This window comes from Endozoicomonas ascidiicola (assembly GCF_001646945.1).
GTDB classification, from domain to species: Bacteria; Pseudomonadota; Gammaproteobacteria; order Pseudomonadales; family Endozoicomonadaceae; genus Endozoicomonas; species Endozoicomonas ascidiicola.
The window spans coordinates 259,484-273,844 of record NZ_LUTV01000006.1; the positions used below are offsets into that span (position 1 = coordinate 259,484).

Consider the following 14,361-nt stretch of genomic DNA (forward strand, 5'->3'; position numbering starts at 1 on the left):
CAAAAAAGGAGGCGGGCAGAGTTATCCGTACGGATAAGTTCGAGGCCATACGCCAAGCCATGAACAAGAAAATGGAAACCACTGAAGCAAAGGCAATATACGCACATCGTAAAGTCATCGCTGAGCCACCGTTTGGTCAGATAAAAAATTCTGGTTTCAAGAGCTTTAGTCTGAGAGGCAAAGAGAAAGTAGCGGCAGAGTTTTCGCTGGTATGTTCGGCGCAYAACATGAAAAAAATGGTGAAAGTATCATCAACGGGGTTAATCCGTCTTGATGATTTGAAAAAGGTTAAAAATGCAGCATAAATGCCTTAAAAAGGCCTGAATATGAGTAAAGTGGAAAATTAAGGTCTAAATGCTGATCATTATTTGAGCGCTTTCAGGTTGGGCTGGTTTTAGGAGAGCTAACCGGGCTATTCTCGGTCAGCCTCCTAGACGACCTTTAATGTTTAATAAAAAACCACTCTCTTCTATAGTTGCTGATACCACGCGCCCAGTAACTCCCGCTCCTCATCCGTCATTCCGGTCCGGTTCGCCAGAGGCATTATCTGTGTCTGTACCGATTGGCTGTAGACTTTATCAGCCACCCGCTGGATGGAATCATAATCACTAAATTCCAAACCACCTGGTGCTGACTTAAACAGAGGATCTGTCGGCTGACCCGAGTGACAAGAAGAACAGCGGTTAAGCACCACTTCCACAATATCATCATGATTAACCACTGCTTGCTGCGCAATATCAGGGGGTGACTGGGTCATCTGTGGACGATTAACAAAAGCAAGAGTCAGCATAACAACCGCTGCCGCCGGCCAAAGCCAGGTAAGCACAGCGCCCTGATTTCTCTTATTAAAGAAATGGCGCACCATCACAGAGGCCAGTGCCAGTGCCGCAAGAATTAACCAGTTCCACTCGCTGCCATAGGTCATCGCATAGTGACCACTGATCATGATAAACAACAGTGGAAGTGTGAAATAATTATTATGCCGTGAACGTTTCAATGCATGTTCCGCTATGGCAGCATCAAAGCTGGTATCACCATTTTCCGCCGCAGCCACCAGCTTCCTCTGGGATGGAATGATCACGAAGAACACGTTCCCCACCATCATCGTCCCAATCAGCGCACCAACGTGAATATAAGACGCACGATCGCTGAATAGTTGTGCATATCCCCAGGCAGCAAACACGATCAAACTGAACAACAACAGACCAAACAGCAACTCCTGCTTGAACAGGGGTGTTTTGCACAACCCATCATAGACCAGCCAGCCGATCATCAGGCTGAAAGCACTGACACCAATAGCAGCTTCAGGGCTCAACACCGACTGGCTCGACAGTAGATAACTTTCAGCGCCCCAGTAATAGATAATTGCCAGTAACCCCATTCCACTGAGCCAGGTCACATAGGCTTCCCACTTAAACCAGTGCAATGTTTTCGGTAGTTTTTCCGGCGCCAGATGGTATTTATTGATTTCGTAAAAGCCACCACCATGCACGGCCCAGAGCTCGCCTTTGATGCCCTTTTTCTGCTTATCACCCGGCGCACTTTCCAGCCGACCTTCCAGCCAGTTGAAGTAAAAGGAGGCTCCAATCCACGCAACACCCGCGGTTACATGTAACCAGCGGAACAGCAGGTTTAACCATTCCTGAATATACGATTCCATTAACTGTCTCTCCCGTGAGCTACCTGTCCCATAATGATGGTTTGCTCGATCACTCGATCGTCACCCATCACCATCAGAACGCCTAACAGCTCTTCTATTGTTTTTGTTTTACCGGATCGAAATGCCAGCATGGGTGTGGCGGTTGGGTCGAGCACCAGAAAATCTGCCTCATTACCGGGTTTGAAACTACCAATCCGGTTTTCAAGATGCAGCGCTCTGGCGCCCCCCAGAGTAGCCAGGTAGAAAGCTTGAAGAGGCGAGATGGATTGCCCGCTCAACTGAGATACCTGATAAGCGTCTTTCATAGTATTAAGCAGACAAAGACTGGTACCACCGCCAACATCTGTGCCCAGGCCCGTTTTCACACCGGTCTCCTGAGCTTTGGACAGATTAAATAATCCACTCCCAAGAAAGAGGTTTGAACCGGGACAGAACGCCACGGAAGAGTCGGATTCGGCCAGTCTATCCCAGCTGTGATCACACAAATGAATGGAGTGAGCAAACACCGATCGCTTACCTAACAACCCATGATCATCATAAACCCCGAGATAACTGTCACTGGTCGTAAACAATTCCTGGACCCACTCCACTTCCTTAGGGTTCTCGGACATGTGCGTGTGCAGATAAAGGCCATCAAACTCCTGTAACAACTGCCCGGCGAGAGTTAGCTGCTCTGGAGTGGAGGTTGGCGCGAATCGCGGTGTGACTGCATAGGACAATCGATCGACACCATGCCAGCGCTCAATCAACGCCTTACTGTCCTGATAGCTGCTGTCGGCAGTGTCCAGAAGGTATTCTGGCGCATTGCGATCCATCATCACTTTGCCGCAGATCATTCGTAGATTTCGTTTCTTGGCTTCAGCAAAAAAGGCGTCTACTGACGTAGGATCAACGGTACCAAACACCAGCGCTGTGGTGGTTCCATGGGAAAGACTCTGATCCAGAAAGAAACTGGCAACTTGATCTGCATAATCCCGATTTTCAAACTGTTTCTCTGCCGGAAACGTGTATTGTTCCAGCCAGTCCAAAAGCTGTACACCACAACCGGCCAACACTTCCAGTTGTGGATAATGAACATGGGTATCGATAAAACCGGGAACTAACAAACGGCCGGGCAACTCTTTAATTTCGCAACCTTCTGGCAAATCACCCTGCAAATCACTGGCCATACCGCAGGCGACAATATATCCATCACGTACCAGTAGTGCACCATTCTCGACATATTCCCAGGCCTGTTCTGCCGGCGCAGAAGCCGGGTCGTCCAGAAAATGCAGTACTGATGCTTTCCATAACACTGAGCTACTCATAACGACACCTCGACGGTATAAACAACGTCCTTGGCAAAAGGTACTTCGTCACAGTTATGCCCTGGCCCATTTCTATCCACCACCATAAAAGAGCGTCCCTGCCCCACTGACAGCAGCGGGTGATGCCAAACACCGGGGTGATACGTCACACCCTGTTCTCCGTTTGTGATAAAGCAGCGCAGTGTCGTTAAATCAGGCCGGTCGCCATCCCTTTCTTCTGAAACGCCTTCTGAAGAGTCTTCTGCCACTACAACGAGAAACGGCTGTTTTTCCAGCGGCATAAAACTCTGGCTGCCCAGCGGGTGTCGTTCCAGCAAATCCAGTGTAAAGGGCATTGCTACAGCCGAGGTGTGGTAGATGTGAATACCAACATACCCATCGTCGTCGATCTGAATTTTCGTCAGATGCGGAAATTTCTGACAACGCCCCTGATTAATCCTGACGGCATTGCCTTTCGCTTCAATAACATCGCCAAAAGGCTCAAACGCTTCAGAGGTCAACGGCTCGACGTTGACACTATTTACGGATAACTGCTTTTCCATTGTCATTCTTCTTATTATTTTCAAAACATCGAATTCGAGGAAGTGCTAACTACCCCGGTAGGTCGAATAACCATAGGATGACAGTAATAATGGCACATGGTGGTGACGATCATCGGACACTTCAAACATCACTACTACCTCGGGGTAAAAACAAGGGAGACTGATCCTTTGATAGTAATCTCCCGTCATAAACGTCAGTCGATAGACGCCTTTCTTCAGATTACTTACTGTCGATGCCAGAGCACTGATACGACCATCAGCATCTGTTATACCCTGACCAACTGCCTCCCATATGTCGTTATTTTGAGTTTCCAGTTTTACCTCAACGCCGGCAGCGGGGGCTCCACTGACAGTGTCTAATATATGCGTACTGATGCCGGTCATAATTTTTTATGCCTCCGATATTGAAGCGGGCAATGTAACCAGCTTATTCAGCCGGATGCGGGTGATTTTATGCTGCTCTGCTGCTGCGACAACCAATTCTTCGCCCACATTATTGATCAGTCGAGACTGCAGCAGGCCAAGCATTTCATCAGCAGATTTACCAGTAGCGCACACAATAAAGATATAACCGAAGCGCGCCTCGTACTCTTTATTGCCTTCAGCCAATGCCTGTAAAACATCATCATTGGCAGCCTTCACGCCGGACTGTTCATGACCCGCCATCTGTTGAGTATTGCCGTATTTTTCTTTCAAACTGCTGACATCCCCAATTTTCGGATGCCCATCAAACGCCTGCAGAAAATCAGACTGATCACACTTGGCCCATAGCTCATCAGCAACCGTTAACAAACCTTCAACATTGGCAAACGGTCTCGACTGCACCATTCCTTTTACCCACCTTTCGCTAGCGCAGCACTGACGAAACAAAGATGATGCGTCAACAACAGCCAATGTATTCAGGTCACTCAGCGTCATTGTTCGCCCTCTGGATAACCCACCAGCCGAAGTCTGGAAACACCACCGTCGGGATAAATAGACAACCGAACATGAGTGTAAGCCGTCGTGTTATTTTCCAACTGCGACATAAACGGGTGGTTACGATGAGCATGTAACTTTTGCACCGGAAGGATCGTCTGCCAATGAACACTGTCATCAGGCAATTCACCAATGAAGTAACAACCTTCCAATGTGCAACTGTCTGGGTAGTTACCTTTAAAATGCAACGTATCTACTTCAACCCGGGAAATAGTGCCAGCGGTTGCCAGCTTCACAATCATCCAGTCATTACCACCACCGCGGCGTCGTTTGGTTTCCCATCCATCATGCATATCTGAACCGCGTCCGGGCATCAGCAGATTCTGCATAGGGCTAAAGAATGAATCGCTACAGGCCACAGATCTTGCTCCAGTCATCAGAGATGCCAGATCAACGGGCTCTCCTGTCAATCGGAATGGAGTATTAAAAGGGATCGTACCATAAACTCGGAAGCGGGCCACACCACCATCAGGAAAGATCTTCAACCGAATATGGCTTGCCTTTATCGGCTGGTCAAAACTCAATAAATTTCGATAATCCGCCTGAACCTGAACCTGAACCTGAACCCGATCCGTTAACGGCTGCCATTCACTCTGCTCATCAGGATCAACGTCACTGTCCATGTATTCCAACTGAACGGCACCCGGCGCGTTCCCTTTGAAATGCCGGGTATCGACCTCAACCGCTTCCACTAACCCAGATGTCACCAGTCGAACAACAACCCAGTCATGGTCACCTGAACGACGCCGCCGGGATTCCCAACCATCCATCCATTTGCCATATGCAGTATACTTTTCCGGAAGGAAAACCGGCTCCTGTGACAGCAGTAAGTTATCTTTCTCTGCAAAGAAATCATCACTGGTAGCCAGTACATCAGCACCCAATGCTCTTGCTGCTAGATTGATACGGGTTTGTTGCCACAAATGGGCATCAGATTGATCATCAGGGGATGCACTCATGGGCGCAATTTCCTTTTTGTTATTTTTATTGACCATATGGTCAATTTTCTGAGACCTTTATGCCATAGAATAAGATGACGAATCAATGCCAAGGGAGAAATTGATGTCCACAAATTTTTCGGATTACCCCAGAGACCTTAAAGGCTATGGTCAACATCCTCCCAATCCTCACTGGCCTGAAAAGGCGAGAATCGCCGTACAGTTTGTCATTAACTATGAAGAAGGCGGTGAGAATTCTATTCTTCATGGTGACCAGGCATCGGAAGCATTTCTCTCTGAAATCATTGGTGCGCCAGCCCATCAAGGCATGCGTCATATCAGTATGGAATCTATTTACGAATACGGTTCCAGAGCAGGTTTCTGGCGACTGCACCGCATGTTCACCACACGACAGATTCCCGTCACTGTCTATGGCGTCGCCATGGCGATGGAACGCAACCCTGAAGCCGTCAAAGCAATGCTGGACGCAGACTGGGAAATCGCCAGCCACGGTTACCGCTGGATTGACTACCAATTTCACGACATTAATGAAGAACGTGAGCATATGAAAAAGGCCATCGACGTACATACCAAGCTGACCGGCAAGCGTCCTCTTGGCTGGTACACCGGACGGTGCAGCCCGAATACCGAAAAACTGGTGGTGGAGGAAGGCGGGTTTCTTTATCACGCCGACAGCTATGCTGACGACTTGCCCTATTGGGATAAACGATTCGGCAAACCTCAACTGGTGGTGCCCTACACACTGGACTGCAACGACATGCGGTTTGCCACAGCACAGGGTTTTAACAGCGGCGAACAATTCTTCCAATACCTGAAAGATACTTTTGACACGTTGTATGAAGAAGGTGAAGAGCAGCCCAAGATGATGTCCATAGGGCTACATTGTCGCCTTGCCGGTCGTCCGGGGCGTGCCGCCGCACTGGCTCGATTTATGGATTATGTTCAGTCAAAGTCGTCCGTTTGGCTTTGCACCCGTGAACAGATTGCCCATCACTGGCACAAACAGCACCCCTACACGCTGGATATAGCCTTACCCGCAGACGAGGTGGCAAGTGCCTGATCAGGCACTTTCTTCAACCAGAAGGCTTTTCAGTTCCTGCCAGGGAATTCCTTGCCGCTTCTGCACCTGCTGACTCCTTGAACCGTTGACCATTGCCAGTATTTCACCGGCAATGGCGATGGCTATTTCAGGCGGTGTACGACCCCCCACCTGTTCCAGACCCACTGGGCTGCGCATATGCTGAACTTGCTCCTCAGTGAAAATATCTCTATGAGCCAATCGCTGTCGAAACCGCCGCGCTTTGGTTTTTGAACCAATCACGCCAAGCCAGGCGCTGTCATTTTTTTTGAGTACCGCTTCGGTTATCCCGTAGTCCAGCTGATGATTGTGAGTAACTACCAAGGCATAAACGCCTGCAGGCAACTGCTCAACTGCCAACTCCGGCTCATCACAAACGACAGCCGTCACATTGGAAGGCAGAGATTCAGGAAAAAGCTCTGCCCGGTTATCAATCCAGGTGATACGACAATTCAATGGTGACAGCACATGCACAACAGCTTTACCAACATGACCCGCACCAAAGAGCGCAATATGCAATGGACTGCCGGCAATCGGCTCCAGTAAAACATTCACACTGCCACCACAACACTGGCCAAGTTTTGGCCCAAGAGGAAAGTGGTCAAGTACTGGCTCTTTATCATCGGCGATCAACATCTCTCTGGCTTTTTGCACCAACAAAAACTCAAGATGGCCGCCACCAATGGTGTCGAATGCCTGATCCGCTGTCACCAGCATTTTACTGCCAGACTTTCTTGGCGCTGAACCGGCACTGCCCAGTATCGTTATCAAGACACCCGATTGACCACTTTTCCGAAGCGCTGATAATGCATCAATCCAACTCATGCAAAAACCTCATCAACTTCTTTGACCGTGGTCTTACGCTTGATGACTGTGACAGCTTTCAATACTTCTTCGGTGGTCGCTGGAATATCAAGATCCGGACTGAGCTGATAATTCGACAAACTGGACACCGCGTCACGTATAGCCATCCAGACCGACAACCCCAGCATGAACGGTGGCTCACCCACTGCTTTAGAATGGTAGATTGTGTGCTTCGGGTTATCCTGCTCAAAAAGTTCGACATTAAAAACTGGCGGCATATCTTCGATCGTCGGAATCTTATAGGTGGCCGGGTTATTACTAAGTAACCGGCCACTGTCGTTCCAAACCAACTCTTCCGTAGTCACCCAGCCCATCCCCTGAATAAACCCACCCTCAATCTGTCCACGGTCTATCGCAGGATTCAGAGATCGCCCAACATCGTGCAGCAGGTCAACCTGTTCGACTTTATATTCACCCGTCAGCGTATCAACAATAACCTCGGAAACCGCAGCACCACAGGCGTAGTAATAAAATGGACGACCACTGGCGGTTTTCCGGTCGTAATGGATCTCTGGCGTACTGTAAAACCCGGTACTGGAGAGTGAGACCCGGTTCAGGTAGGCCAGCTGAACAAACTCTTCAAAAGAAATACTTTTCTCACCCAGCTGAACGTTATTTTCCCTGAACCTGATTTGATCCGCAGGAATATCAAAGTGCTCAGCGCCGAAATCGACCAACCTCTGTCGTATTTTTTCACAAGCATCCTGTGCCGCCTTGCCGTTCAAATCCGTGCCACTGGAAGCAGCCGTTGGTGATGTATTGGGCACTTTGTCTGTTCGGGTAGACGTCACCTGCACATTCTCAACACCCACACCAAACTCATTAGCCACAATCTGGGCGATTTTGGTAAACAACCCCTGTCCCATTTCTGTACCGCCGTGATTCAGCTGGATGCTGCCATCGGTATAGACATGCACCAGGGCACCGGCCTGGTTCAGGTGTTTCGCCGTAAATGAAATACCAAATTTCACCGGGGTTAGAGCAAGCCCTTTTTTGAGTACCGGGTTGTCTTTATTGAATGCCGTTATTGCCTGTCGTCGTTGCCGATAATCGGAGCTCGTTTCCAGCTGAGCAATCAGCTCCGGCAGGACATTGTGCTCAACAGTCTGATGGTAATGGGTTGTATTGCGCTCACCGATGCCATAGAGATTCTGTAACCGGACATCCAGTGGATCACGGCCAGTAGCACGAGCGATGTCGTCCATAATCCGCTCGGCCACCACCATACCCTGCGGACCACCAAAGCCACGAAAGGCCGTATTGGACGCAGTATTGGTACGGCACCGATGGCCTACAACGTCCGCTGTTTCATAGAAATACGCATTATCGGAATGGAACATAGCCCGATCAACAATGGCGTCGCTCAAATCTGGTGAGTGCCCACCATTACCCGCGACTTCTATCTTTGCACCTTTAACCGTCCCGCTCTCATCGAATCCGACCTGATAACGGTGGCGGAAGGGATGCCGTTTGCCAGTGGACATCATATCCTGCTGTCGATCTACCCTGAACTTGACCGGCCTGTCTGTACGAACCGCAAATATTGCAGCAATGCACGCAGGTGCTGCGGCCTGAGTTTCTTTGCCACCGAAACCGCCCCCCATCCGTCGTACATCAGCCACCACTTTGTTCAGAGGAATACCGGTGACTTCCGCCACCAGCTTTTGCACTTCAGAGGGGTGCTGACTGGAGGTATATACATGCAGCTGCCCATCTTCCAAGGGGATAATGCTGGCAATCTGGCCCTCAAGATAGAAATGTTCCTGCCCCCCATTATTCACTTCACCACTCAAGCTCAAAGGTGCGTCGTCTATTGCTTGAACAGAATCTCCTTTTCGCATCCTATGCTCTGGCCGGAGAAATGATTGCTTCTCCATTGCGTCTTCCACCGTCAAAATGGCATCCAGAGGCTTATATTCAATCACACCACGGGTGGCCGCTTTCTTTGCCACTTTGTGGGAAGTGGCTGCAACAGCGAATACAGGTTGCCCAACATAATCCACTTTCCCATCCGCTAGAAGCAGATCACCAGGAAATACCGGACCAATATCTTTGTGACCGGGAATATCCGCAAAGGTAATGACGTCCACAACCCCCGGTGTATTTCGTACGGCCTCAAGATCAATATGAACAATGTCGGCATGAGCATGGGTAGAAAGACCAAAGCCAGCATGCAACTGATTGACCATTTCCGGGCGATCATCAATGTAAGTCGCACGCCCTGTTACATGTAGATGCGCACTGTCGTGCTTTTGATCTTTAGGGCTTGCGGATTTCTGCGTTATCACTGGTAGTTTACGCATGAGTCAGAATCCTTACCGGCTCGCCCCGGGTTTCCAGAACGTAACGTTCTAACAGATTGCAGGCTGCCTGAAGACGATAATCGCTGCTGGCTCTGACATCCGACAGAGGGTTGAATTCAGATTGTATTGCCGTCTTTGCCCGATCAAGAGCCGCACTATTCAGCGGCTCGCCCACTAACACATTTTCACAATTGGTAGCTCTTTTCGGGATAGCAGCCATGCCACCAAACGCCACCCGCGCCTGAACAACCACACCATGCGAATCAACCTGTATATTGATGGCTGCCAGTATGGTCGAGATATCATCCCCATAGCGCTTACTGAGTTTGTAAACTTTCAGCGTATTCTGACCCAGAGGAATTCGAACCTTTGAAATATACTCACCTGGCTGCAGTGCCGTTTTCTTGTAGTCCAGAAAGAACTGCGCCAGTGGCAATACACGAATACTTTTACCTTTTCTCAATTCAATGCAGGCATCCAGCGCAAGCAGTACTGGCGGCGTGTCTCCAATAGGCGACGCATTTCCGATATTTCCGCCAAGGGTTCCATGATTTCGTATCTGCTGGGAGCCCAGTCGTTCCAGCATGTCACCAAATTCTGAAAAATAATACGATAACACTGGTTCGATCTGTCGATAGGTTGCTGCAGCGCCAATCGTCAGCTCATGATCGGTAACATCAATCTGCTGCAGCTCAGGCACATTCCCCAGATAGACCAGCTGCGGCATACGCTTTAACAGTTGTGTCACTTCCAACCCAAGATCGGTTCCTCCTGCCAATAATCTGGACTGAGGGTTCTTTTCCAGATAGCCCGCTAACTCATCTTCTGATTTCGGGATAATAAAATCGTCAGAACCAACCGTGTCATTGTTAGAGAGGTCCTTCAAGATGGAGATCGTCGTCTTTTCTCTGGTCACAAACTGGTCGTCAGGCTTCTGCCCCTGCAAAGATTTGGCAGCCTCCATAATGGGTCGATAGCCTGTGCAACGACAAAGGTTGCCCCCAAGAGCTTCCATGGCATCAACCTGACTGTCAGGGCTTTCGTGATGAAGGGCAAAAAGAGACATCACAATGCCAGGCGTACAATATCCACACTGCGACGCATGATGCGCAACCAGAGCCTCTTGGACCGGATGCAGCTCATCTCCATCAGCAAGATCTTCTACGGTGATTAATTGCTTACCGTGCAGAGACGGCAGCAAGGTAATGCAGCCGTTCATGGTCCGGTATTTCATCCGGTCTTGCTCATGCTCGCCAACAACGACGGTGCACGCTCCACAATCTCCAGAGCAACAGCCTTCTTTGGTGCCGGTTCGCCGCTCAATCTCTGAGGTCACATTTTTTCTAAGGTAGTCGAGAACCGTCGTATCTGCGGGAGTATCCCGAACAGTGACCAGCTCATCGTTAAGTAAGAAACGAATCAAAGCAGCCAGGCTCCTTAGAAGCTGTTCACAATCTTTCTGCGAGCTGCAAACGATCATGAACAGCTTCTTATTATTTTTAGTGAATGCTGAAAATGTCTACTGCCGACATTTTCTGCCTGTAGCTGAACAATAAACTGACCAATTGGTTAGGAAAAAGCAAGTATAAAATATTTTCCAAAATCTGACTAACTGGTCGGAAAATTGCTTTAAATTGTCCAACTGGTCAGCTTTTCATCAAACCGGTGTAGGTTCTGCACCAAAATCAAACCGCTGATTGCTACCCGGCAACAGTATGGTGCGAAAAAGTGTAGGAAATCGAAACAGAGGTAAACCCACTCTCTCTCAGAGCGTTTTTACAACATCTGCTTCACACAACAATAAGAATGGAATAACCAATGAATTACTCAGAAACGGGTAGAGCCATGGAGAAAAACAATGATGGCATACTCGAAAGGCTGTTCAAGCTGAGAGCACACAATACGACAGTTCGCACAGAACTGGTGGCAGGGTTCACCACATTTATCACCATGTGCTATGTGATTTTTGTTATTCCTGGCATGCTCTCAGCTGCTGGAATGGATGCCGGCGCACTGTTTACAGCAACCTGCATCATTGCTGGCATCAGCACGATTGCCATTGGCCTTTATGCGAACTGGCCCATAGGTTTAGCTCCTGGGATGGGACTGAATGCTTTCTTTGCCTTTGCGGTTGTTATCGGTATGGGGCATTCCTGGCAAATCGCAATGGGAGCCGTATTCTGGGGCGGCATTGGCTTTATGCTACTGAGCATTTTTAAAGTTCGTGAATGGATCATCAATAGCATTCCCAACAGCCTGCGAATTGGTATTACCAGTGGTATTGGTTTATTCCTTGCGATTATTGGCCTTAAGAATGCGGGCATTGTTATTGGCAGCCAGGGCACGCTGGTTACGTTGGGTGATGTCACTCAGTTTGCACCGTTGATGGCGGCACTGAGCTTATTCCTGATTGTTGGTCTGGCTTTCCGTGGATACAAAGGTGCTGTGCTGCTGGCCATTGCCACGGTGACCCTCATCGGCCTGATTGCTGGCGATATAAACTACACAGGCCTTGTATCTGCCCCTCCAAGCATGGCACCAGTACTGGGTGAACTGGATATCATGGGGGCTTTAACCCCTGAAATGATTGGCGTGATTGTCTCCTTTATGTTCGTTAACCTGTTTGATACCACGGGCACTCTCATTGCTGTCGGTGATAAGGCAGGTCTGGCGGATAAAAATGGCAAGATGAAAAATATGAATCGCGCCATGATCACCGACGGCACATCTTCCTGGGTAGGCGCACTGATGGGAACGCCGACGGTCACTTCTTATGTTGAAAGCGCATCTGGTGTTGCTGCTGGTGGTCGAACCGGCCTTACTGCAGTAACCATTGGCACTCTTTTTCTGCTGTGCATTTTCCTGTCACCTCTCGCCGGTATGGTTCCTGCATATGCGACAGCAGGTGCTTTGATCTATGTCGCCGTTTTGATGGTTGGCAGCCTGGGCAATGTCGACTGGAATGACCTGACCGAAGCCGCACCGGTTTTAATCACCGCGATTATGATGCCGTTGAGCTTCTCCATTGCTAATGGTATTGCACTTGGTTTTATCGCTTACCCGGTGATCAAAGTTCTGGCTGGTAAATCATCAGATGTCAGCATCAGCGTCTGGGCTTTAGCAGCATTGTTTGCCCTGAAGTTCGTTTTCTTTGGAGTATAAGCAGTCTCCCCCACTTCTTGCTGGGGGAACTCCTCTGACAATGACAATGACAATAAGAAGACCTACTGGAGAGAACTCATGAGCACGCAGGGACATAATCCTGAGCTAATTTACCAATTAAACGACAAGCCACCATTACCCCAGACTTTTTTCAGTGCGATACAACACCTACTGGCCAGTTTTATAGGTGTCGTTACACCAACACTGGTGATAGGTGGCGTTCTGGGGCTTGGCGAACACATACCTTACTTAATCAGCATCGCGCTGATCGCCTCCGGCATAGGAACCTATGTTCAGGCAAAACGCTTTGGTCCATTAGGCTCTGGACTACTGAGCATACAAGGTACCAGCTTTGCGTTTTTAAGCTCATTGATTGCCGCAGGCTTCGTGGTAAAAAGCCGTGGTGGTGGCAGTGAAGAGATTATTGCCCTAATGACTGGCCTGTGCTTTTTTGGAGCATTTATTGAAATCATTCTGAGCCGCTTTTTCCATAAACTCAGAAAGATCATTACCCCCACGGTGACGGGAGTTGTGATTGCATTGATCGGTCTAAGCCTGATCAAAGTTGCCTTCACTGATATTGCCGGCGGGTTTAATGCTCCGGACTTTGGTGCACTGAGCAATCTAGGTGTGGCTGGAATCGTGCTGGCTACCATTGTTTTTCTTAATCGAAGCGCCACTCCGGCAATTCGATTATCCGCCATCATAGCCGGCCTTGCAGTTGGTGCCATCATCACTCTGTACACTGGAAAGATGTCACTTAACGGTATTGAAAGTGATCTGTTCACTCTACCAGTGCCGTTTAAATACGGAATTAGCTTTGACTGGCAGCTTTTTATTCCCGTCGCTCTGATTTATGTGATTACAACGATAGAATCCACCGGTGACTTGACCGCTACGGCCATGCTATCTGGTGAACCTATCGAGGGTGAACACTATGTGAGACGGATTCGTGGCGGCATACTGGCGGATGGTGTGAACTCACTCGTAGCTTCTTGCTTAAACAGTTTTCCAACCACGACATTCAGCCAGAATAATGGTGTGATTCAGATGACTGGTGTCGCCAGTCGACACATCGGGTACATGATTGCCGGCCTGTTTATCTTGATGGGGTTGTTTCCAATAATCGGAGCAGTACTGATGCTGATTCCGAAACCCGTACTCGGTGGAGCCACTTTGGTGATGTTTGGAACCGTTGCGGCTTCAGGCATTCGCATCATCGCTTCAGAAAAACTCGACAGAAGACGTGTAATGATTATTGCGGTGTCTTTGGGAATGGGTCTGGGCGTAACGATTGTTCCCGACATACTCAGTCAAATGCCAGAGCTGGTGAAAACCATCTTTGGTTCATCAGTCACCACGGGGGGGCTCACAGCAATTCTTTTAACACTGCTACTTCCACAAACACCTGAAACTTTGGACGCTGGCCGATCAGTGGTAAAAAGTCTAAAGGTTGAACCCTCAGTCATAAAAGAAGAATCTCAGGCGTAAAAACGGCAAAGAAGGAG

Annotated in this window: 13 protein-coding genes; 4 read left to right on the forward strand and 9 right to left on the reverse strand. The window is 49.0% G+C overall.

What is annotated here, in order from left to right; translation table 11 throughout:
• Positions 1–305, forward strand: a 305-nt coding sequence (locus AKL11_RS18110) for a transposase (protein ID WP_172807322.1), incomplete at its 5' end; no start/stop codon positions are given.
• A gap of 164 nt (positions 306–469) precedes the next feature.
• Here the strand turns inward: AKL11_RS18110 and AKL11_RS18115 are convergent.
• From AKL11_RS18115 to alc, 6 genes are read right to left on the reverse strand one after another with little or no spacing between them, the layout of a single operon-like run.
• Positions 470–1,660: a urate hydroxylase PuuD gene (locus AKL11_RS18115; protein ID WP_067520121.1), complete on the reverse strand. Its 1,191-nt coding sequence runs from the start codon at positions 1,658–1,660 to the stop codon at positions 470–472.
• Positions 1,660–2,967 carry a guanine deaminase gene (guaD, locus tag AKL11_RS18120; protein ID WP_067520123.1) on the reverse strand — a complete coding sequence of 436 codons (1,308 nt, stop codon included), beginning with the start codon at positions 2,965–2,967 and terminating at the stop codon, positions 1,660–1,662. Before guaD ends, AKL11_RS18115 begins: the two co-directional genes overlap by 1 nt.
• Complete coding sequence (locus tag AKL11_RS18125; RefSeq protein WP_067520126.1) at positions 2,964–3,509, reverse strand: ureidoglycolate lyase; 546 nt, start codon at positions 3,507–3,509, stop codon at positions 2,964–2,966. The genes guaD and AKL11_RS18125 overlap by 4 nt, the downstream gene beginning before the upstream one ends.
• Before the next feature lie 45 nt (positions 3,510–3,554).
• The gene (gene uraH, locus AKL11_RS18130; protein ID WP_067520128.1) at positions 3,555–3,893 is read right to left on the reverse strand and encodes a hydroxyisourate hydrolase; all 339 of its coding nucleotides are present in this window, start codon (positions 3,891–3,893) and stop codon (positions 3,555–3,557) included.
• Positions 3,894–3,899: 6 nt separating this feature from the next.
• Entirely contained in the window at positions 3,900–4,427 is a 528-nt protein-coding gene (uraD, locus tag AKL11_RS18135) for a 2-oxo-4-hydroxy-4-carboxy-5-ureidoimidazoline decarboxylase (protein WP_067520130.1), read from the reverse strand.
• The gene (alc, locus tag AKL11_RS18140; RefSeq protein ID WP_067520579.1) at positions 4,424–5,446 is read right to left on the reverse strand and encodes an allantoicase; all 1,023 of its coding nucleotides are present in this window, start codon (positions 5,444–5,446) and stop codon (positions 4,424–4,426) included. The genes uraD and alc overlap by 4 nt, the downstream gene beginning before the upstream one ends.
• Before the next feature lie 103 nt (positions 5,447–5,549).
• Here alc and puuE point away from each other — a divergent pair, with 103 nt between their 5' ends.
• Positions 5,550–6,506: an allantoinase PuuE gene (gene puuE, locus AKL11_RS18145; protein WP_067520132.1), complete on the forward strand. Its 957-nt coding sequence runs from the start codon at positions 5,550–5,552 to the stop codon at positions 6,504–6,506.
• Here the strand turns inward: puuE and xdhC are convergent, their stop codons facing one another.
• From xdhC to xdhA, 3 genes are read right to left on the reverse strand one after another with little or no spacing between them, the layout of a single operon-like run.
• Positions 6,507–7,349 carry a xanthine dehydrogenase accessory protein XdhC gene (gene xdhC, locus AKL11_RS18150; RefSeq protein WP_067520134.1) on the reverse strand — a complete coding sequence of 281 codons (843 nt, stop codon included), beginning with the start codon at positions 7,347–7,349 and terminating at the stop codon, positions 6,507–6,509.
• On the reverse strand, positions 7,346–9,691 hold the full coding sequence (gene xdhB, locus AKL11_RS18155; RefSeq protein ID WP_067520136.1) for a xanthine dehydrogenase molybdopterin binding subunit: 2,346 nt from the start codon (positions 9,689–9,691) through the stop codon (positions 7,346–7,348). The genes xdhC and xdhB overlap by 4 nt, the downstream gene beginning before the upstream one ends.
• On the reverse strand, positions 9,684–11,114 hold the full coding sequence (xdhA, locus tag AKL11_RS18160) for a xanthine dehydrogenase small subunit (RefSeq protein WP_067520583.1): 1,431 nt from the start codon (positions 11,112–11,114) through the stop codon (positions 9,684–9,686). Before xdhA ends, xdhB begins: the two co-directional genes overlap by 8 nt.
• A 395-nt stretch (positions 11,115–11,509) precedes the next feature.
• Between xdhA and AKL11_RS18165 the strand changes: the two genes are divergently transcribed.
• Entirely contained in the window at positions 11,510–12,853 is a 1,344-nt protein-coding gene (locus AKL11_RS18165) for an NCS2 family permease (RefSeq protein WP_095210501.1), read from the forward strand.
• A 78-nt stretch (positions 12,854–12,931) separates the two neighbouring features.
• Positions 12,932–14,344 (forward strand): uracil-xanthine permease family protein, encoded by a 1,413-nt coding sequence (locus tag AKL11_RS18170; protein WP_067520139.1) that lies wholly within the window; start codon positions 12,932–12,934, stop codon positions 14,342–14,344.
• Positions 14,345–14,361 lie beyond the last annotated feature (17 nt).

Bases quoted from the DNA above. Each gene is read 5' to 3' on its own strand.
- AKL11_RS18115 (WP_067520121.1), bottom strand. From the start codon at position 1,660: ATGGAATCGTATATTCAGGAATGGTTAAACCTGCTGTTCCGCTGGTTA.
- guaD (WP_067520123.1), bottom strand. From the start codon at position 2,967: ATGAGTAGCTCAGTGTTATGGAAAGCATCAGTACTGCATTTTCTGGAC.
- AKL11_RS18125 (WP_067520126.1), bottom strand. From the start codon at position 3,509: ATGGAAAAGCAGTTATCCGTAAATAGTGTCAACGTCGAGCCGTTGACC.
- uraH (WP_067520128.1), bottom strand. From the start codon at position 3,893: ATGACCGGCATCAGTACGCATATATTAGACACTGTCAGTGGAGCCCCC.
- uraD (WP_067520130.1), bottom strand. From the start codon at position 4,427: ATGACGCTGAGTGACCTGAATACATTGGCTGTTGTTGACGCATCATCT.
- alc (WP_067520579.1), bottom strand. From the start codon at position 5,446: ATGAGTGCATCCCCTGATGATCAATCTGATGCCCATTTGTGGCAACAA.
- puuE (WP_067520132.1), top strand. From the start codon at position 5,550: ATGTCCACAAATTTTTCGGATTACCCCAGAGACCTTAAAGGCTATGGT.
- xdhC (WP_067520134.1), bottom strand. From the start codon at position 7,349: ATGAGTTGGATTGATGCATTATCAGCGCTTCGGAAAAGTGGTCAATCG.
- xdhB (WP_067520136.1), bottom strand. From the start codon at position 9,691: ATGCGTAAACTACCAGTGATAACGCAGAAATCCGCAAGCCCTAAAGAT.
- AKL11_RS18165 (WP_095210501.1), top strand. From the start codon at position 11,510: ATGAATTACTCAGAAACGGGTAGAGCCATGGAGAAAAACAATGATGGC.
- AKL11_RS18170 (WP_067520139.1), top strand. From the start codon at position 12,932: ATGAGCACGCAGGGACATAATCCTGAGCTAATTTACCAATTAAACGAC.